This is a genomic window from Kaistia defluvii, assembly GCF_040548815.1.
Taxonomy (GTDB): domain Bacteria; phylum Pseudomonadota; class Alphaproteobacteria; order Rhizobiales; family Kaistiaceae; genus Kaistia; species Kaistia defluvii_A.
In genome coordinates, this window is record NZ_JBEPSM010000001.1 from 2746458 (window position 1) to 2765099 (window position 18642).

Here is an 18642-nt window from a genome sequence, read left to right on the forward strand (position 1 = left end):
GTCGAAACGGCCGCCCCTTTTCCGGGCCCAACCATTCTACGCTCTTTTCGCCCGCGAAGTTTCGCGAAGGTGCAGGGGCCAAGCCATTCGCCGAGGAGGTTATTCCTAAAACACGATCATCATCCTGAGGTGCCCGGCGAAGCCGGGCCTCGAAGGAGGGTCCAGGGAACGCCTGCCGTGGCGTTGTCTCTCCCTTAGGAAGCGGGGGGCAAGCGCGATGACAGCCAATGGAAACAACGGCATGGGAACGCGTCGCCCCGGCGAAGGCCGGGGCCCATGAACACTGGCCCAGCAAGTCGTAACCAGCCTTCTATTCGCCAGGCCGGCGAGGGTATGGATCCCGGCCTTCGCCGGGATGACGACCGAGGAAAACGCGGCCTGGCGATGTGGCTCCGCAACATCTCTCAGAGAGAGAGAGAGAGAGCTGAAGAGCAGCTGGGCGCCCCCCTCACCCCTTCAGCTTCGTCCCGTTCTGCGCGGCGATGAAGTCGGCCAGCATCGGCACGAACTTCTCGGCCTGGCCGGAGGCGGCCATGGCGGCGAAATTGTTCTTCACCGCGTCGCCCAGCGTGTTCACCGCGCCGGCCGAATCCGCCATCGACGCGAGATAGCGCAGATCCTTGTAGGCGTTGGAGATCGTGAACGGATGGGCGTTCTCGTTGCCGTCGATGACGTAGTTCATGAAGGTATCGTAGAAGCCGCAATGCATGCGGCCCTTGCTGATCACCGAATGGAACGTGTCCGGGGTGATGCCGACCTTCTGGCCGACGGCCAGCGCCTCGGAATAGAGCGCGGCATAGCCGAGCGAGAGGAAGTTGTTGATCAGCTTCATCTTGTGGCCGGCGCCGACCGGGCCGACATGCACGATCGTTGCCGCCCAGCAGGCGATCAGCGGCTGGATCGAGGCGAACACCTCGTCGCTGGCGCCGACCAGCGCCTGCAGCTTGCCGGCGGCGGCGCCGGCCGGCGTGCCGCCCAGCGGTGCATCGACCAGCGTCACCCCCTGCGCTTCCATGCGGCCCGAGAGGCGCAACGTCGAGGTCGGCTCGGCGGTCGAGCAGTCGATGACGATCAGTCCCTTGCGCGCGCCGGCCAGGATGCCGTCCTTGCCTTCGATCACCTGCTCGACATCGCGCGAGCCGGTCACGCAGAGGAAGATCACGTCGGCGCCGCGCGCCATGTCGGCAGGGGTTGCCACCTCATGCGCGCCGAGCGCCAGCAGCCGCTCGACCGCCTCGCGGCGGCGATTGGCCATGACCAGCAGCGGGTTGCCCTTGGTGAGCAGGTTGGTCGCCATCCCCTCGCCCATGAATCCAAGCCCGATAAAGCCGACGGTGCGGTTCGACATGACGCAACCCCTCCCTGGGTGTTTGCATTTGATTTCATTCGCAGATTAGAGTGCGAAACCGGTTCAGGACAAGGCAAACCACCGCCAGTCCCGCGAGGAAACACCACAGGGTCGGATCGACGGCACAGATCAGCCGGGATCGATCGCCGAAATCATGTTACCGATCACACGAATCCGGTGCCGGCGCTGCGCCAACCGGGTTCGCGCACAGCCAGCCGCAAGGAGCCCCCATGTCTCGGCCCGAACTTCTCATGCCCGGGCGCATGCAAAAGAACGTCAACGATGCCCTCGACGCCAAGTTCACCGTGCATCGCCTCTATGACGCCAAGGACCCCGCCGCCCTGCTCGCCGAAGTCGCGCCGCGCATCCAGGCGGTCGCCGTGGGTGGCGCCGTCGATGCCGCGCTGATCGACAAGCTGCCGGCGCTCGAGATCGTGGCGAGCTTCGGCGTCGGCTATGACCTGGTCGATGCGAAATACGCGGCCACCAAGGGTATCATCGTCACCAACACGCCGGACGTGCTGACCGAGGAAGTCGCCGACACCGCGCTCGGCCTGCTGCTGATGACGGTGCGCGAGCTTTCCGCTTCCGAGCGCTATCTGCGCGCCGGCAAGTGGCCGACCGCCAACTATCCGCTCAGCGGCTCGCTGCGCGACCGCACGGTCGGCATTGTCGGCCTCGGCCGCATCGGCAAGGCCATCGCCCACCGCCTCGAAGCCTTCGGCGTCCCGGTCGTCTATCACAACCGCCGCCCGGCCGAGGACGTCTCCTACAAGTATTACGCCGACCTGACCGAGATGGCCGGGGCCGTCGACACGCTGCTGAGCGTCCTGCCCGGCGGCGCCTCGACCGAGAAGGTCATCAACCGCGCCGTGCTCGACGCTCTCGGCCCCCGCGGCGTGCTGATCAATATCGGCCGCGGCACCGTCGTCGACGAGGCGGAGCTGATCAAGGCGCTGCAGGAAAAGCGGATCGCCGCCGCCGGCCTCGACGTGTTCGAGAAGGAGCCGCAGGTTCCCGCCGAGCTGATCGCGCTCGAAAACGCCGTGCTGCTGCCGCATGTCGGCTCGGCCTCGGTGTTCACGCGCGACGCCATGGGCCAGCGCGTCATCGATAACCTGACCGCCTGGCTCGACGGCAAGCCGCCGCTCAGCCCCGTCTCCGAGACGCCTTTCACCGGCTGGAAGAAGTAAGGCGCAGGCCTTTTGGAAGCCCCTCTCCCTCGGGGAGAGGGGCATCTTGCCCCGAGATATGGGCTCGCGCAGGCGCCCCCTCCCTCAAGGGGAGGGGTCGGCCGCGGAGGATGCGTGGGACGCCCGAGATCTTTGGCAGCCGGCAATCCCTTGATTGCCGGCTTCTTCTTTTCTCAAACCCTCCCCTTGAGGGAGGGTCAAAACCGGCCGAGCCGGTTTTGGGGAGGGGTCACATCCCCGCCGCTCGCGCCAAACCCGGACGCGCATCCGCTTCTCAAAGCGAGAACCCGCCATCCGACAGATAGACCTGGCCGGTCGTATAGCGCGACTCTTCGGACGCCAGGTAGATCGCCAGCGAGGCGATTTCCTCGGCGGTGCCGAGGCGGCCCATCGGCTGGCGGTCGATGAATTGCTGGCGGATCTCCTCCACCGTCTTGCCCTGCTTTTCCGCCTGCTCGGCGATGCGGCCGTCGAGCGAGGGCGACTGGATCGTGCCCGGCGCGATCGAGTTCACGCGGATGCCCTGGCGGATGTAGTCGGCGGCGACCGCCTTGGTCAGGCCAACGACGGCGGCCTTCGAGGCGCCATAGGCATAGCGGTTCGGGATGCCGCGCACGGAGCTCGCGCCGGACGAGATGTTGATGATCGAGCCCTCGCCCTTGGCCAGCATGCCCGGCAGGAAGGCGCGGATGGTGCGGTGCATCGCCTTGGCGTTGATGTCGAAGGAGAGATCCCAGTCCTCGTCCGACGTCGTCAGCACCGTGCCGTGATGCACGAAGCCGGCGCAGTTGAACAGGATGTCGACCGGCCCGACCTGCGCCGCCAGCGCGTCGACCGCCGCGGTCGAGCGGACGTCGAGCGCGTGCACCTCGGCGACGCCGCCGGCCTTGAGATCCGCCATCAGCTCCGGCTTCAGGTCCGTGGCGATGACATAGGCGCCCTCCGCCGCGAAGGCGAGCGCCGTGGCGTGGCCGATGCCGGCGCCCGCCGCCGTCAGAAAGGCGCGCTTGCCCGTGAGACGTCCCGTCATGAAATTCCTCCCGTGTTCTTGTCGATTGTCTTGAGCATGTGAACGATCGTGCGATCCTCGAGCACCTCCCGCCCTTCGATCGCGTATCCGTGTCGCTGGTACCAGGCGATATTCTCGACGAGCTTCTCGCCGGTATAGAGCCGCAGCTTCCAGCGCCTGAGCTCGCGCGCCCGCGTCTCGGCGAATTCCAGCAGCCGGTTGCCGACGCCCTGGCCCTGCGCCACCGGCGAGACCGCGACGCTCCAGACCAGCAGGTCCTTCGGCCGCTTTTCCAGCACCAGAAGCCCCCGCGGCGCCGTCACCCCGTCCAGCACCCAGAATTCATGCGTGTCGAACAGGCGGGCATAGTCGGCGAGCAGCGGCAGCGGCTCGACGCCCAGCCTGGCGCGGTTGCGGGCATAGGCAGCCTGCTGCAGCGCCTCAATGGCGAGGCGGTCGTCCGGGCCGCCGCGACGCGGCGGCCGGTTCACGACGCGGTCTCCGCCCCACCCGTATCGAGACTCGCTATCTGCTGTCCCTCGGCGTCGAAATTGGCGGGGTCGAGCCAGGCCTCGAAACCCTGCTTCACGCGCGGCCATTCGCTGTCGAGCATCGAGAACCAGGCCGTGTCGCGGTTGCGGCCCTTGACGATCATGTGCTGGCGGAACGTGCCCTCATAGCGGAAGCCATAGCGCCGGGCGGCGCGCTGCGACGGCGCGTTGAGATCGTTGCACTTCCACTCGTAGCGGCGATAGCCGAGATCGTCGAAGACATAGCGCGCCAGCAGATACATCGCCTCGGTGGCACCGATCGTGCGCTGCAGCCGCGGCGTATAGAGGATGTTGCCGACCTCGACGACCCGGTCATTCGGCACGATCCGCATGAGCGCCGCATGGCCGACGGCGCGGCCGGTCTTCCTGTCCAGGATCGCGAACAGCAGCGGATCGTCCTTCTTCGCCGCTTCCGCATAGTGGGCGGAAAAGCTCTCGAAATCGGCGAAGGGACCCTGCCAGAGATAGGGCCAGAGCCCGTCATTCTCCGGCCCGCGGGAGGCGTCGTAGAGATCGCGGCCATGGGCGGCGAGGTCGAAGGGCACGACGTCGACGAAGCGACCCTGGAGCGTCACGCGGCCGGGTCTTTCGCCCGGGGTGGTGTCGAGTTCAATGCCGACGGGCAGCGTTGCGGTCGATGTCACGATTGGCTGCCTCTGGCAAAGGGCGCGAAGGCGCGGTTCAGATCGGCGCCGGGCTCGGCCTGCGCCAGTTCGGTCAAGGTGCCGGCCCCCGCCACTTCGCGCGCCAGCCGCAGGAAACCGCCATAGGCGGCGCGGGCAAGCCCGGTCGCGAGCGAAATCCGCCGCACGCCCTGGGCGGCGACCTCAGCGATCGACTGCGCCGGATCGAGCGCGATGACGTTGACCGGCTTGCCGCCGGCGGCCGAAAGCACGGCGGCGGTGGCGGCGGCGTCGAGCTTGCCCGGTACGAACAGCACGTCGGCGCCGGCTTCGGCGAAGGCAGCAATGCGCCGGCAGGCCTCGTTCAGCGCATCGGGGTGGCCCACCAGCAGCGCCTCGCTGCGCGCCGTCAGCAGCACGTCCTGCCGCGACGCGTCGATGGCGGCGCGCGCCGCGCGCACGCGATCGACGGCATGCTCGAAACCATAGAGCGAACGGTCGGACGCCATGTCCTCGACCGAGAGACCCGCGACACCGGTATCGACGCAGAGGCTGACATTGGTGGCGACGCCTTCCGCGTCATCGGCGAAGGCATTGCCGAAATCGGCGTTCACGGGAAGGTCGGTCGCCTCGACGATTTCGCCGACATGCGCCAGCATAACGTCGCGCGACACGGCGCCGTCCGGCAGGCCACGGCTGAAGGCGAAGCCGCCCGAGGTGGTGGCCAGCGCCTTGAAATCGAGCCCCGCCAGCAGCCGCGCGCTGCCGATGTCCCAGGGGTTGGGAAGGACGAAGCATCCCGACTCGTGCAGCCTGCGAAAGGCGGCGCGCCGCGCCGATATCGATGTCATCTTTTCCCCTCACCCTCCAACGCCTCGATCCTAGAGCGTTTTCGGGCGAAGTGGAAAGCGGTTTGCGCGGAGAAAGCGCGCTCCTGCAACGCCTTAGGCCTGGCGACCCGGCGGCGGGAAAAACGACTCAGCGTGTGGTCTCGGGCACCGCGATGCCGCGCCGCGCCAGTTCCTCCAGCACGAGGCGAGGGATCGGCCGGCAGCCGCAATGGGCGGTATGGGCCAGATGCCATTCGACGCGCTGGTCCAGCGTCGGGTTTGCCGGCATCGGATTGGCGTCGTGCCACGCCCGGTTCAGCTTGCTCATGGTTCCCCCCTTGGCGTCAGAAGCGCGTTTCGACGTCCCACTCGTCGCCCAATTCCTCGCGGATGGCGGCGGCGATGGCATGGCCCTCGGCGCGCCATACGATCTCGGCTTCCGGCGAGGCGAAGCGCGTCGCGGTCGGATTGGCCGGATCGAAGACGGCGTCGAAGGCGTCGCCCCAAGCCTCGATCCGGTCGAGCAAATCGTCGGAAAGGTCGAGATCGTCCGGTTCGATGACGAAGGCGGGCTTGTTGTCCGGCACGAGCCAGAAGTGCTCGGCGATGCCTTCCGGCGAAATCCTGAGTTGCGGCAAGGCAGCCTCCGCTTGCATGGCAAAGCGCTATTTAAGCGAAGATGGGGCGGGATGGAATTGGATCCGGGTGGGCTTTTCCGCAAAGCGGGCCAAACGCCGCCGTCGCCCCGGCGAAGGCCGGGGCCCATGAACACCGGCGGTGAAAATGTCGCGGGATTTGCAACTCGCCAGCGACGTCCCAGCAAGCCCCTCACCCAACCCTCTCCCGCTTGCGGGAGAGGGCTTTCCGCCGGCGCGAGTCGTCGACGCGGAGGCGCATGGGAGAGGCCGGAACCGCCCCCTCTCCCGCCTGCGGGAGAGGGCTGGGGTGAGGGTAGTTTAAGGCTCCGCCCGTCGCCCCGGCGAAGGCCGGGGCCCATAACCACCCGCGGTGGAAGCCGCGCTCGACCGTGTGACCCCGGCGCGTCTGGATCCCGGCCTTCGCCGGGATGACGACCTCGCGCGAACACACAACACCACCCTCAACATGCTGAGGAGGCCCGCAGGGCCGTCTCGAAGCACGCAGTGCGCATGCTTGCAGCCCCAGAGTCAGTGCGTCCTTCGAGACGGCTTGCTGCGCAAGCCTCCTCAGGATGTTGAGGACCGAGCCTGTACGGCAGCCAAAGAATTCCCCCCGAAAACAACATGACCGGCCACGGGGGCCGGTCATGAGCGTCTGTCAAAGCGATCCGGAAAGCCTTGGGCTTCCAAGAAAACTTAGTGGTTGTCGCGCGGGATACCGTAGGTCTGGTGGACCTTCTGGTACTTGACGGCGGGCTTGAGGACCATGCCGTCAGCGAGCTGGTCGGTCATGGCGCGCTGGATTTCCTGCCACGGCGTCTGGCTCGGCGGCACATGGAAGCCGCCCTGGGCGTTGAGCGCCGCGCGGCGTTCGGCCAGTTCCTCATCCGAGATCAGGATGTTGGCCGAACCCTTGTTGAGGTCGATGCGGACGCGGTCGTTCATCTTGAGCAGCGCCAGACCGCCGCCGGCGGCGGCTTCCGGCGATGCGTTGAGGATCGACGGCGAACCCGACGTGCCCGACTGGCGACCGTCGCCGATGCAGGGCAGCGAGAGGATGCCGCGCTTGATCAGCGCTGCCGGCGGCTGCATGTTCACGACCTCGGCCGCACCCGGATAGCCGATCGGGCCGGTGCCGCGGATGAACAGGATGCAGTGCTCGTCGATCTCCAGCGCCGGATCGTCGAGGCGGTGGTGGTAATCCTCCGGCCCCTCGAACACGATCGCGCGGCCTTCGAAGGCCTCGGGATCGCTCGGGTTCGACAGGTAGCGATCGCGGAATTCCTTCGAGATCACGCTGGTCTTCATGATGGCGCTGTCGAACAGATTGCCGCGCAGCACGATGAAGCCGGCATCGTGCACCAGCGCCGTATCGAAGGTGCGGATGACGTCGGGCAGCTCGATCTCGGCCTTGCGGCAGTTGTCGCCCATCGTCTTGCCGTTGACGGTCATCGCATTCTCATGGATGAGGCCGTGCTTCATCAGCTCGGAGACGACGGCGGGGACGCCGCCGGCATGCTGGAAGTCTTCGCCGAGATACTTGCCGGCCGGCTGCAGGTTGACGAGCAGCGGCACCTTGTGGCCGACGGTCTGCCAGTCATCGACCGAGACCTCGACGCCGATGTGGCGGGCGATCGCGTTGATGTGGATCGGCGCATTGGTCGAGCCGCCGATCGCCGAATTGACGACGATGGCGTTTTCGATCGCTTCGCGGGTGATGATGTCGGAAGGCTTCAGGTCTTCCCAGACCATCTCGACGGCGCGCTTGCCGGTCTCGTAGGCGATCTGCTGGCGCTCGCGATACGGCGCCGGAATGGCGGCCGAACCGGGCAGCTGCATGCCGAGCGCCTCGGCCAGCGAGTTCATCGTCGAAGCCGTGCCCATCGTGTTGCAATAGCCGGTCGAAGGCGCGGACGAGGCGACGATCTCCATGAACTCTTCATAGTTGATCTCGCCGGCGGCGAGCCGCTCGCGCTGCTTCCAGACGACGGTGCCCGAGCCGGTGCGCTCGCCCTTGTACCAGCCGTTCAGCATCGGGCCGACCGAAAGCGCGATCGCCGGGATGTTGACGGTCGCAGCCGCCATCAGGCAGGCCGGGGTGGTCTTGTCGCAGCCGATCGTCAGAACGACGCCGTCGAGCGGGTAGCCGTAAAGCAGCTCGACCAGGCCGAGATAGGCGAGGTTGCGGTCGAGTGCCGCACCCGGGCGCTTGCCGGTTTCCTGGATCGGATGGACGGGGAATTCCATGACGATGCCGCCCGCCTCGCGCACGCCTTCGCGAACGCGCTCAGCCAGCACCAGGTGGTGGCGGTTGCACGGCGACAGGTCCGAACCGGTCTGGGCGATGCCGATGATCGGCTTGCCGGACTGCAGTTCCTTGCGCGTCAGGCCATAGTTCAGATAGCGCTCCATGTAGAGCGCGGTCATGCCGGGATTATCCGGATTATCGAACCAGGACTGCGAACGAAGCTTGAGCGGCGTGTTGGACGACATGGTAAGAGGCTCCCGGAAAATCGAGTTTGATTTTGGCGTGAGGATGCGCTGAAACATCATACGAAATCAAGGATCGTCTGATCCCGGCGCGCAACAAAATCAGCCGCCGCAAGGACATACCCAGGGAGGCTACATATGTTCCAGACAGTCGCCAATTTCGATCGCATCGGCGAGGAGAACGCCTTCGCGGTGCTCGCCCGCGCCACCGATCTCGCCCGCCAGGGCCGCGACATCATCAATCTCGGCATCGGGCAGCCCGACTTCAAAACGCCGGAGCATATCGTCGAAGCGGCGGTGAAGGCGCTGCGCGACGGCGAGCATGGCTATACGCCGGCGACCGGCATCCTGCCGCTGCGCGAAGCCGTCGCCGCGGACGTTGCAAAGCGTACCGGCGCGCCGGTCTCGCCTGACAATGTCGTGGTGGTGCCGGGCGGCAAGGTGACGATGTTCGCGGCGATCCTGATGTTCGGCGAACCCGGCGCCGACATCCTCTATCCCGATCCCGGCTTCCCGATCTACCGCTCGATGATCGAGTTCACCGGCGCCAATCCGGTCGCCGTGCCGATCCGCGAGGAGAACGGCTTCGCCTTCTCCGCCGAGGAGACGCTGGCGCTGATCACGCCGAAGACCCGCCTGATCATCCTGAACTCGCCTGCCAACCCGACCGGCGGCGTCACACCGAAGAGCGAGATCGACAAGCTCGTCGCCGGCCTCGCCAAATGGCCCAATGTCGCGATTATGTCCGACGAGATCTACGGCCAGATGATCTATGACGGGCTGGAGCACACCTCGCTGCTCTCCTATCCCGAGATCCGCGACCGCGTCATCCTGCTCGACGGCTGGTCCAAGACCTATGCCATGACCGGCTGGCGCATGGGTTATTCGGTCTGGCCGACCGCGCTGGTCGACAAGGTGCGCAAGCTTGCCGTGAATTGCTGGTCCTGCGTCAACGCGCCGGCGCAGTTCGCCGGCCTCGCCGCGCTGACCGGCCCGCAGGACGCGGTGCATGCCATGGTCGCGGAATTCGACCGTCGCCGCCATGTCGTGGTCGAGGAGATGAACAAGATCTCGGGCGTTTCCTGCGCCACGCCGAAGGGCGCGTTCTACGCCTTCCCGAACATCAAGGCGACGGGCTGGAAGGCCAAGCCGCTCGCCTCCGCTCTGCTGGAGCAGGCCGGCGTCGCCACGATCGGCGGCCCGGATTTCGGCATCCATGGCGAAGGCTATATCCGCCTCTCCTACGCCAACTCGACGGAAAACATCCGCAAGGCGATCGCCCGCATCGACGAATTCCTGCAGGCGAACATCAAGGCTGCCTGAGGCCCCAACCCTGCCCTCTCCCGCAAGCGAGACCTTCACCTCTCCCTGAGGGAGAGGTGAAGCAAGCGCCGTCGTCAGCACCAATCCCTCTCCCGATGCGGGAGAGGGTTCTTATGAGGGCTCCGACCCTTACGCCGCCGCGCCGGCGACGGCCTGCTCGATCGAGGTTTTCAGGCCGGCATCAAGGCCGAGACGGGCGGCGAGCATGTCGAGATAGGCGCGCTCGGCCGGATGGTCGGGATCGATTGCCAGCAGCGACGCGGCATAAAGCTGGATCGCATGCTCCGGCCCGGTCGCCGAATCCACTACCTTGTTGAGATCGAGCGGCCCGGCCAGCTCGCGGTCAAGGTAATCGCGCTCCTCGGCCGACAGGCCGCCTTCGCTGAGCTTGCCCAGAATCTTCTGGCGCTCGGTCGCGTCGACCGTGCCGTCCGCCTTGGCGGCAGCGATCATCGCGGTCACGATCGACAGCGCGACGGCGTCCTGGCCGCCCGGCGCATTGGCCGGATGGAAGGCCGAATCCGCCGGCGGCAGGGCGGCCGGGGTGCCGACCGGCGGCGCCGAGGCGGTCGTGCCGGGATTGTTGATCTTGTATTGCTGGAACGCCTTGTAGGCGAGCGTGCCGATCGCGGCGAGGCCGCCCAGCGTCAGCGCATCGGCCTTGAGCTTCGGGCCCTTGCCGCCGAACAGCACCGCGGCGAGACCGCCGGCCGCCGCCGTCGACAGGCCGGGATTCTGCTTGGCATATTCCGTGACCTTGCCGACCACGTCGCCCAGGCCGCCGCGCGACCCGCCGGCGGCCGAACCGCCGCCATTGCCGCCCATGATGCCGCCGAGCAGGTCGCCGAGACCGCCAGCGCCGGCTCCACCGGCCGCACCGCCGCCCGCGCCGCCGAGCATGCCGCCCAGCAGGTCGCCGAGGCCGCCGGATCCGGCGCCCGGCGAAGACGGCTGACCGCCGCCGCCGCCAAGCGAGCCGCTCATCCGGCTGAGATCACCGAGGCCGCCCTGCCCCTGGCCGCCGCCTTGCCCGGTCGTCGCGCCGAGTAGCTGGTCGAGAATGCTCTTGCCGTCGATCATCTCACTCTTCCCTATCTAAAAAGCCGCGCCAATGCGCTTTGGGGGAAGTAGTGAGCACTGGTTGCCACGACAAGGCAAGATCCCGCCTCGACGATCAAAATCATCGCGACGAAATCGATGGCGAAAAAGGAAAGGCCGCCCCTGCTCTGCGCAGACGCGGCCTGACGAACTCGTTGTGATTGCTGCGAAACGATTGGCTTCGCCGGCGAAGACTTTGGAGTGCCCTCCCCGCAAGCGGAAGAGGGAAGCTCCAGATCGCCAGCTCAGGCGGCGCGCAGCTCGAAGGCTTCGCGCGCCAGGGTGGTGATACCAGCCCAGTCGCCGGCCGCGATCGCGCTCGCCGGCGCGACCCACGAGCCGCCGACGCACATCACGTTGGGCAGCGACAGATAGCTCAGCGCATTCTTCAGGCTGACGCCGCCGGTCGGGCAGAACATCAGGCCCGGCAGCGGCGACGACAGCGCCTTGAGGTAGGGTGCGCCGCCGGCCTGCTCGGCCGGGAAGAACTTCGCCGCGCCATAGCCTTCCTCGAGCAGGAACATCGCCTCGCCGGCCGTGGCGACGCCCGGCAGCAGCGGCACCGGCGAACCGGCCGCATGCGCGATCAGCTTCGGGCTGGCGCCGGGGCTGACGAGGAAGGTCGAGCCGGCCGCGACGGCCTCGTCGAACTGCTTCGGGTTGAGGATCGTGCCGGCGCCGACATTGGCGCCTTCGACCTCGGCCTTGATGGCGCGGATGCAGTCGAGCGCGGCCGGCGTGCGCAGCGTCACTTCGAGCGCCGTCAGGCCGCCGGCGACCAGCGCCCGCGCGAGCGGTACGGCGGTCTTGACGTCATCGATGATCAGCACCGGAACAACCGGCGCGGCTTTCACGATCGGGAGGAGAGCGGTGAGGTTCTGGGTCATGAGTGTGTTTCTAGCCAATGGGTCGGCGGAGCGGAAGAGCGATCTGGAGCTTTCCCATTCGGACACCGAAGAAAAGGGGGAGAGAGGTAGTCATGGGGGACCTGGCATCATGCTGATGAGACTTGTTTGAGCGAAGGGTCGGAGACGATCCGGCCGAGCGACACCCTCCGCCGTCATCCGGCCGGGATCCAGACACGCCGCGCATGACGATGCGGCTCAACCATGCTTCCGTGGCCGGTGTTTATGGGCCCCGGCCTTCGCCGGGGCGACGGAAGAACAGCAATTCTTCCCCGCTGGTGGGCGAAATCTGTCTGCAGGTCTCGATATCCAACATCCTGAGGAGGCTTGCGCAGCAAGCCGTCTCGAAGCCTGCCTAGGGGCCGGGCTTGATGCCGGCGCCGCCCTGCGTGCTTCGAGACGGCCCTTCGGGCCTCCTCAGCATGTTGAGGATGGTGGTTCTCCAAGGTTATCCGCAGGGGGAGGTGAAGCAGAGCGCCCGCTAGCCACAGGGTCGAGGCCGGGCGCGGCCTCCCCCCTCTCCCGCCGCGCGGGAGAGGGCTGGGGTGAGGGTCTTCCCTTCCCTTCCCTTCCCTTCCCTTGCTCCCTTCCTTCCCGAAAATTCCCGCGTAAAAATCCGCGTCATCTTGTCGAAACCGCGCTGCCTCGTTCGTCGAGGCTTCATCGGCGGCGGAAGGCAAGCCTCGCGACCGCCCAACTTCCTTGGAGGGGTTCGCAGCATGAGCAATTTCCAACGCTGGCTCGTCGTCTTCGCAGGCGCGCTGATGGGCTGTGTCGCCGTCGGCACGATGTTCTCGCTCGCCGTCTTTCTCGATCCGATGTCGCTCGAGACCGGCTGGTCCCGGGCCGGCATCTCCAGCGCCATGACCCTCAACTTCCTGGTCATGGGCGTCGCCGGCATCGCCTGGGGCACGGCCAGCGACCGCTTCGGGCCCGGCATCGTCGTGCTGATCGGGTCGCTGCTGCTCGGACTGGCGCTGGTGCTGGCGAGCCGGGCGACCTCGCTGCTCGCCTTCCAGCTGACCTACGGCATTCTCGTCGGCCTCGCCGCCAGCGCCTTCTTCGCGCCCGTTACCGCGGCGGTGACCGGCTGGTTCACCACCCATCGCAGCCTCGCTGTCTCGCTGGTCTCGGCCGGCATGGGCATGGCGCCGATGACCATCTCGCCCTTCGCGCGCTGGCTGATCACCGCCTATGACTGGCGCTTCGCCATGCTCGCCATCGGCATCGGCACCTGGGTGGTGCTGCTGCCCGCGACGCTGCTGTTGCGGCGGCCTCCGGCGGCGCCTGCCCCGGCGCTGGCGGGCGCACCGGCCGGCGAATCCGGCGGCATGCCCATGCGCGAGGTGCTGCGCTCGCCGCAGTTCTGGATTCTCGGGCTCACCTTCTTTGCCTGCTGCGCGGCCCATTCCGGCCCGATCTTCCACATGGTGAGCTATGCCATCGTCTGCGGCGTCTCGCCGATGGCGGCCGTCAGCATCTACAGCGTCGAGGGGCTGGCCGGGCTCGGCGGCCGCATCCTGCTCGGCGTCGGCGCCGACCGGCTCGGCGTCAAGCCGGTGCTGGTGGCGGGCCTGCTGGTGCAGGCGATCGTCATCGCCGCCTACAGCGTCGTCGGCCAGCTCGAGCAGTTCTACCTGCTCGCGATGATCTTCGGCGCTGCCTATGGCGGCGTGATGCCGCTCTATGCGGTGCTGGCGCATGATTATTTCGGCCAGAAGAATCTCGGCGCCGTGCTCGGGGCCGCGACCATGCTGTCGAGCGTCGGGATGGCGCTCGGGCCCTGGATCGGCGGCTGGATCTTCGACACCTTCCAGAATTATGCTTGGCTGTTCATCGGTTCGTCGATCGTCGGCCTCGGCGCGGTGGCGATCGCCCTCGCCTTCCCGCCGCTGCCCCGCCGGCGGTTTCAGCCGGCTTAAGGGGCAAGAAAAGGCCCCTCACCCCAACCCTCTCCCGCGCGCGGGAGAGGGAGCCCGCCTGCACCCTTCCCCGGCATCCTGAAAGGCGCCGGCCAAATAGCCCTCGCCCGCTTGCGGGAGAGGGTGGGGTGAGGGTCTTGCTGACCGGCCGTGAGGACTTTGCTCGCTGGCCGCGACGATCCACTCTCCGGAACCTCCGGCCCCATCCATCCCCTCCGCCATCATCCTGAGGCGCTTCGCGAAGCGAAGCCTCGAAGGAGGCTCCAGTGGGCAACCACCGGAATTCGACGAAGTCCTCTCCGTCTCCAGAAGGGATTTCCCTGGACCCTCCTTCGAGGCCCGGCTTCGCCGGGCACCTCAGGATGAGGATCGAGGTCTTCGAATTGGAGCGCGACCCTCAGGAGCGCACCCGCCCCTCACCCCGACCCTCTCCCGCGCGCGGGAGAGGGAGCCCGCCTGCGCCCTTCCCCGGCATCGTGAAAGGCGCCGGCCGAAAGCCCTCTCCCGCGCGCGGGAAAGGGCTGGGTGAGGGTCTTGCTTACGGGCAGTGAGGGTTTTGATTGCGCTCTGGGATCTCCAACCTCAGGAGCCTCCAGCCCCATCCATACCCTCCGCCATCATCCTGAGGCGCTTCGCGAAGCGAAGCCTCGAAGGAGGCTCCAGTGGGCAATTGCTGGAATTCGACGAAGTTCTATCCGTCCCCAGAAGGGATTTCCCTGGACCCTCCTTCGAGGCCCGGCTGCGCCGGGCACCTCAGGATGAGGATCGAGGTCTTCGAACTATGGGCCAGCACTCCAGAGAGGATCGCGTTTCTGGCCTGAGCGACCCAGCATTGCACGACCGCTCCCTCAGGAGCGCACCCGCACCGCAACCCCCGCCCGATCCCAGTTCAGGCCGGCGATGCGGGGATCGGCCACGAAGGTCTCGCGCGGGAACTCCACCGCCTGGCGCGGAAACTCGCAGAGCGCCTGCACGCCGCTGGCGCTCAGACGCATGCGCCAGGTCTGGCGGTCGCCGGGAACCGGGCGCGCAAAGGCGCGGCACATCAGGATCGCCAGATTGCCGCCGCCCGCGGGATCGCGCACCGACCGGTAGCGGATCATGTCGGCATCGGCCGCGCGGGCGGCCTCGGCGAAGGCCTGGCAGCCCGCATAGTCGGTGCGGTTTGTCCAGATATCCGCGTCATCGGATAACGGCGGCGCGGTGAGGTCGAGCAGGCGTCCGGTCGCCACCTCGGCGGAAAAGGCCGTGTATTCGGCCGCATCCTTCGGCCAGGGGGTGGCCGGCGACTCCGCGAAGAACAGCAGCCGGTAGAAGGCCATCTCGGCCACGGCCGTCTTTGGGTCCTCGGCGGCGTAATAGACGCCGAGCGTCCGTCCCGCACGGCGGAAGCGCGAGCCATAGGGATAGATCGAGCCATAGCGGAACGGCGTCGCCAGCAGGAAATCGAGATGGCGGCACTCCGGCGGAATCGCCGGCTTGGCCGCCTCGATCAGGTCTTCCAGCAGGGCCTGCTCGGCCAGCGTATCGGTCAGCTTGAGCGTCGAAACCCGATGCTGCGCCTCGACAAGGCGCCAGCACGGTCCGGCGAAACTGCGGAACTCAGACGAGAGCGCGACGCGCGTCCAGATAGGCGATGACATCGACCAGCCCGCTCACGGTTTGCAGCTTCTCGATCGGCCGGGCGTCGAGGACGAGATTGGGATTGTCCAGCCAGGCCTTGGCGACGGCGCCATCACCGCCGACGATCGCGTCGAGCGAGCGGAACAGGCGGATGAACAGAATGGCGAGTTCGAACGGCTTGGTGCCCGGCTCGAGCCGGAACTCGTCGCGCCGCATCCGCGATACCGTCGCCTCGCTAACGCCGATCGTCGCCGCCAGTACCCGCGCGGTAAGGCGCAACTGGTCCGCGGCGCGAAGGGCCGCCTTGGTGATGACCGGACCGGCCTCGGGCCGGGCAGCAGGTTGAAGCTTCAGCATCGCCATTTCCTTTCCAGAGGAAATATAGGTCAGAATTTTTTCCATGGAAAGGGCGGATCGCTCCGACCTTGTGCGCGGCCTCGCGCCGATTGACCCGGCGCAGGGCAGGCTCTATCGCATTCGGACACCGGCAGAGCCCGCCGTCCCCGTGATTCCGGAGCGTTTCCTTGCCCTCTATCGAAGAAAGCCTGTTCGCGGCGGTCGCACTATCCTCCGCCCGCGTCGCGCCCTTCCCTCAGGGTCCATTCCGCTTCTTCGCGCTGGATGTCGAAACGGCCAACAATCACCGCGGCAGCATCTGCCAGATCGGCGTCGCCTGCGTCCGCCCGGACAACAGCATCGAGACCTGGGTGACCCTGGTCAATCCGCAGACCCGGATCTGGCTCTGGAGTGGCCTGCACGGCATCACGGCCGAGAGGGTCGAGGGCGCGCCGACCTTCGCGGATGTGCTGCCGGTGCTCGAGGTGGCGCTGCGGGGCCACACGGTCTACCAGCATTCCGGCTTCGACCGCAGCGCCGTCGCCGCCGCCTGCGCCGATATCGACCTCGTGGCGCCCGCCTGGCTATGGCACAACAGCGTCCAGGTGGCGCGCGCAGCCTGGCCCGAGCTGAAGGGCAATGGCGGGCATGGCCTCGCCAGCTTGAAGGCGCATCTGGGGCTCCGCTTCAACCACCACGACGCCGGCGAAGACGCGCGCGCCGCGGCGGAAGTGGTCCTGCACGCCGAGGGCGTCCGGGCGAAGGCTTCCAGCACCGCGAGCCGTGGCGATCTCGGCCGAAGCCCGTCCACGCCCTCACGGCTTTCGATCTCGGCGCAGCTCGAAGCAATCGAATCGCAGCAACGGCATATCGGCGTGTCGCAGCTGACGGAAGGCAACCTGAAGCACAAGCACATCTACCTGAAGGACTTCTTCGATCGGTTTCCGGCCGATGCGATCGGCGGCTCGAACATGGCCGAGGCCGCCAGTCGCGAGATCCGCATCCATTGGGGCGGCGGCGTGATCGCTACCGATCTCGATGGTTCGAAGAAGCTGTTTCGAAAGCGAGCTTGGGTAAGTGCGTTCTTTGACACAAGTGGCGCGCAGGCCGGCGACTGGGTCTCGATCTCCGAGATAGGCCCTTACAGCTATCGGATTTCCTGTCACCCCACCGACACGATCGACTGAGTGCGCGACAATTGACCCGGCGCATCACAGCCTCTATCGCATGCGGCAGTGCACAATCCGCAAAGCAGGGGCGCCGAACGGGCCATGATCGTGCTGGAAGGCGTCAGCCATGATTTCGATGACAGGCCTGTCCTGGTCGAGATCAACCTCGCCCTGCCCGAGCGGCGTATCGGCATCGTCGGCGCCAACGGGTCCGGCAAGAGCACCTTTGCGCGCCTGCTGAACGGCCTGGTCCTGCCGAAGATCGGCCGCGTGCTGGTCGACGGCATCGATACGAAGAAGGACGTCAAGGCGATCCGGCGCAAGGTCGGCTTCGTGTTCCAGAACCCCGACCACCAGATCGTCATGCCGATCGTCGGCGAGGATCTCGCCTTCGGCCTCAAGGCACGCAAGGTGCCGAAGGCCGAGATCGCCAGCCGGATCGACGCGGCGCTCGCCCGCTACAATCTGGGCCATCTGCGCGAACGGCCGGTGCATCTGCTTTCCGGCGGCGAGAAGCAGCTGGTGGCGCTCTCCGCCGTGCTGGTCACCGAGCCCGAGATCGTCGTCTTCGATGAGCCGACGACCTTGCTCGACCTCCGCAACCGCAACCGGGTGGCGGCCGCCATCGATGCGCTGCCGCATCCGGCCCTCGTGGTCAGCCATGATCTCGATCTGATCGCCGGCTTCGAGCGCATTCTGATGATCGAAGATGGCCGCGTCGCCGCCGACGGCCTGCCCTCCGAAGTGCTGCCCTTCTATCGCGAGCGGATGCGATGACGATCGGGCTCTATCACCCCGGCCATTCGCCGCTGCACCGGCTTTCCGCCGGCACGAAGGTCGCGGGCCTGCTGGTCGCCTCGCTGGCGCTTTTCCTCATTCCCTCCACGCTGGTCGTGCTTTTGAGCGTGCCGGTCTCCTTCGCGATCTATCTCTCGACCGGTGCGCCCTTCCGGCAATTGATGGCGCAATTGCGCGGTCCGGCGATCCTGCTCGTCCTCGTCTTCATCTTCCACCTGCTGTTCGGCTCGGTGGCAGATGGCGTTCTGGTCGTCGCCCGCTTCGCAAGCCTGATCCTGCTCGCCAGCGCCGTGACGCTGTCGACGCCGATCTCCGAAATGGCGGAACTGGTCGAGTGGGGGCTCCAGCCCCTGAAGCCGATCGGCGTCAATCCGGAGAAGGTCGGGCTCGCCATCGCGCTCGCCATCCGCTTCGTGCCTCTGATATCGGAGGAATTCCGCCATATCCGCGAGGCGCAGGCCGCGCGCGGGCTCGCCGCCAATCCGCTGGCGCTGATCGTGCCGCTCGTCATCCGCACGCTGAAATCCGCCGACGAACTCGCCGACGCCATCGAGGCGCGCGGCTATGAGAGATAAAGCGGACCAGGAGAACCTACCCTCACCTCTCCCTGAGGGAGAGGTCGGAGCGAAGCTCCGGGTGAGGGTTTAGGGAACTATCCGGTGAGGCCGTAAACCCTCACCCGCCGACCTCCGGTCGTCGACCTCTCCCTCAGGGAGAGGTGAAGTAAAGCGCGGGCGTCTTGGCAGACGACTTCTGCGCCGGAGTTTGAAACGAGTGACAAATCGG

At 66.9% G+C, this 18642-nt stretch carries 18 protein-coding genes; 6 read left to right on the plus strand and 12 right to left on the minus strand.

From position 1 onward, the window contains the following. Positions 1-448: 448 nt before the first annotated feature. Complete coding sequence (locus ABIE08_RS12880; RefSeq protein WP_354551456.1) at positions 449-1348, minus strand: NAD(P)-dependent oxidoreductase; 900 nt, start codon at positions 1346-1348, stop codon at positions 449-451. A gap of 230 nt (positions 1349-1578) precedes the next feature. Here ABIE08_RS12880 and ABIE08_RS12885 point away from each other — a divergent pair, with 230 nt between their 5' ends. Beyond that, complete coding sequence (locus ABIE08_RS12885) at positions 1579-2541, plus strand: 2-hydroxyacid dehydrogenase (protein ID WP_354551458.1); 963 nt, start codon at positions 1579-1581, stop codon at positions 2539-2541. A 274-nt stretch (positions 2542-2815) separates the two neighbouring features. Here ABIE08_RS12885 and ABIE08_RS12890 read toward each other — a convergent pair whose 3' ends face one another. From ABIE08_RS12890 to ABIE08_RS12920, 7 genes are all read right to left on the minus strand, one after another. Then, positions 2816-3571 (minus strand): SDR family oxidoreductase, encoded by a 756-nt coding sequence (locus tag ABIE08_RS12890; protein WP_354551460.1) that lies wholly within the window; start codon positions 3569-3571, stop codon positions 2816-2818. Then, positions 3568-4041, minus strand: coding sequence for a GNAT family N-acetyltransferase (locus ABIE08_RS12895; protein WP_354551462.1), 474 nt, complete (start codon positions 4039-4041; stop codon positions 3568-3570). Before ABIE08_RS12895 ends, ABIE08_RS12890 begins: the two co-directional genes overlap by 4 nt. After that, positions 4038-4745: a GNAT family N-acetyltransferase gene (locus tag ABIE08_RS12900; RefSeq protein ID WP_354551464.1), complete on the minus strand. Its 708-nt coding sequence runs from the start codon at positions 4743-4745 to the stop codon at positions 4038-4040. The genes ABIE08_RS12895 and ABIE08_RS12900 overlap by 4 nt, the downstream gene beginning before the upstream one ends. Beyond that, positions 4742-5575 (minus strand): isocitrate lyase/PEP mutase family protein, encoded by an 834-nt coding sequence (locus ABIE08_RS12905; RefSeq protein WP_354551466.1) that lies wholly within the window; start codon positions 5573-5575, stop codon positions 4742-4744. The genes ABIE08_RS12900 and ABIE08_RS12905 overlap by 4 nt, the downstream gene beginning before the upstream one ends. A 127-nt stretch (positions 5576-5702) precedes the next feature. After that, positions 5703-5882, minus strand: a complete 180-nt coding sequence (locus tag ABIE08_RS12910; RefSeq protein ID WP_354551468.1) for a hypothetical protein — start codon at positions 5880-5882, stop codon at positions 5703-5705. Between the two features lie 16 nt (positions 5883-5898). After that, positions 5899-6192, minus strand: coding sequence for a hypothetical protein (locus tag ABIE08_RS12915; RefSeq protein WP_354551470.1), 294 nt, complete (start codon positions 6190-6192; stop codon positions 5899-5901). A 696-nt stretch (positions 6193-6888) separates the two neighbouring features. Further along, entirely contained in the window at positions 6889-8685 is a 1797-nt protein-coding gene (locus ABIE08_RS12920; protein ID WP_354551471.1) for an IlvD/Edd family dehydratase, read from the minus strand. Between the two features lie 135 nt (positions 8686-8820). On the opposite strand from ABIE08_RS12920, the gene ABIE08_RS12925 reads away from it, so the two are divergent. Beyond that, entirely contained in the window at positions 8821-10005 is a 1185-nt protein-coding gene (locus ABIE08_RS12925; RefSeq protein WP_354551473.1) for a pyridoxal phosphate-dependent aminotransferase, read from the plus strand. A 129-nt stretch (positions 10006-10134) separates the two neighbouring features. Here ABIE08_RS12925 and ABIE08_RS12930 read toward each other — a convergent pair whose 3' ends face one another. Continuing rightward, positions 10135-11085 carry a tellurite resistance TerB family protein gene (locus ABIE08_RS12930; RefSeq protein ID WP_354551475.1) on the minus strand — a complete coding sequence of 317 codons (951 nt, stop codon included), beginning with the start codon at positions 11083-11085 and terminating at the stop codon, positions 10135-10137. Positions 11086-11348: 263 nt separating this feature from the next. Then, entirely contained in the window at positions 11349-11990 is a 642-nt protein-coding gene (locus ABIE08_RS12935) for a 2-dehydro-3-deoxy-phosphogluconate aldolase (protein ID WP_354551476.1), read from the minus strand. A 737-nt stretch (positions 11991-12727) separates the two neighbouring features. Here ABIE08_RS12935 and ABIE08_RS12940 point away from each other — a divergent pair. Continuing rightward, the gene (locus ABIE08_RS12940) at positions 12728-13930 is read left to right on the plus strand and encodes an MFS transporter (protein WP_354551478.1); all 1203 of its coding nucleotides are present in this window, start codon (positions 12728-12730) and stop codon (positions 13928-13930) included. 848 nt (positions 13931-14778) lie between these two features. Here ABIE08_RS12940 and ABIE08_RS12945 read toward each other — a convergent pair. Together ABIE08_RS12945 and ABIE08_RS12950 are read right to left on the minus strand one after the other, a co-directional pair. Further along, positions 14779-15573, minus strand: a complete 795-nt coding sequence (locus ABIE08_RS12945; protein WP_354551480.1) for an RES family NAD+ phosphorylase — start codon at positions 15571-15573, stop codon at positions 14779-14781. Next, positions 15533-15910 carry an antitoxin Xre/MbcA/ParS toxin-binding domain-containing protein gene (locus ABIE08_RS12950; protein ID WP_396309357.1) on the minus strand — a complete coding sequence of 126 codons (378 nt, stop codon included), beginning with the start codon at positions 15908-15910 and terminating at the stop codon, positions 15533-15535. Before ABIE08_RS12950 ends, ABIE08_RS12945 begins: the two co-directional genes overlap by 41 nt. A gap of 167 nt (positions 15911-16077) precedes the next feature. Here ABIE08_RS12950 and ABIE08_RS12955 point away from each other — a divergent pair, with 167 nt between their 5' ends. From ABIE08_RS12955 to ABIE08_RS12965, 3 genes are all read left to right on the plus strand, one after another. After that, positions 16078-17076, plus strand: coding sequence for an exonuclease domain-containing protein (locus tag ABIE08_RS12955; RefSeq protein WP_354551483.1), 999 nt, complete (start codon positions 16078-16080; stop codon positions 17074-17076). 84 nt (positions 17077-17160) lie between these two features. Then, positions 17161-17835, plus strand: coding sequence for an energy-coupling factor ABC transporter ATP-binding protein (locus ABIE08_RS12960; protein ID WP_354551485.1), 675 nt, complete (start codon positions 17161-17163; stop codon positions 17833-17835). Then, the gene (locus tag ABIE08_RS12965) at positions 17832-18431 is read left to right on the plus strand and encodes an energy-coupling factor transporter transmembrane component T family protein (protein ID WP_354551487.1); all 600 of its coding nucleotides are present in this window, start codon (positions 17832-17834) and stop codon (positions 18429-18431) included. Before ABIE08_RS12960 ends, ABIE08_RS12965 begins: the two co-directional genes overlap by 4 nt. The last annotated feature ends 211 nt before the right edge of the window (positions 18432-18642 follow it).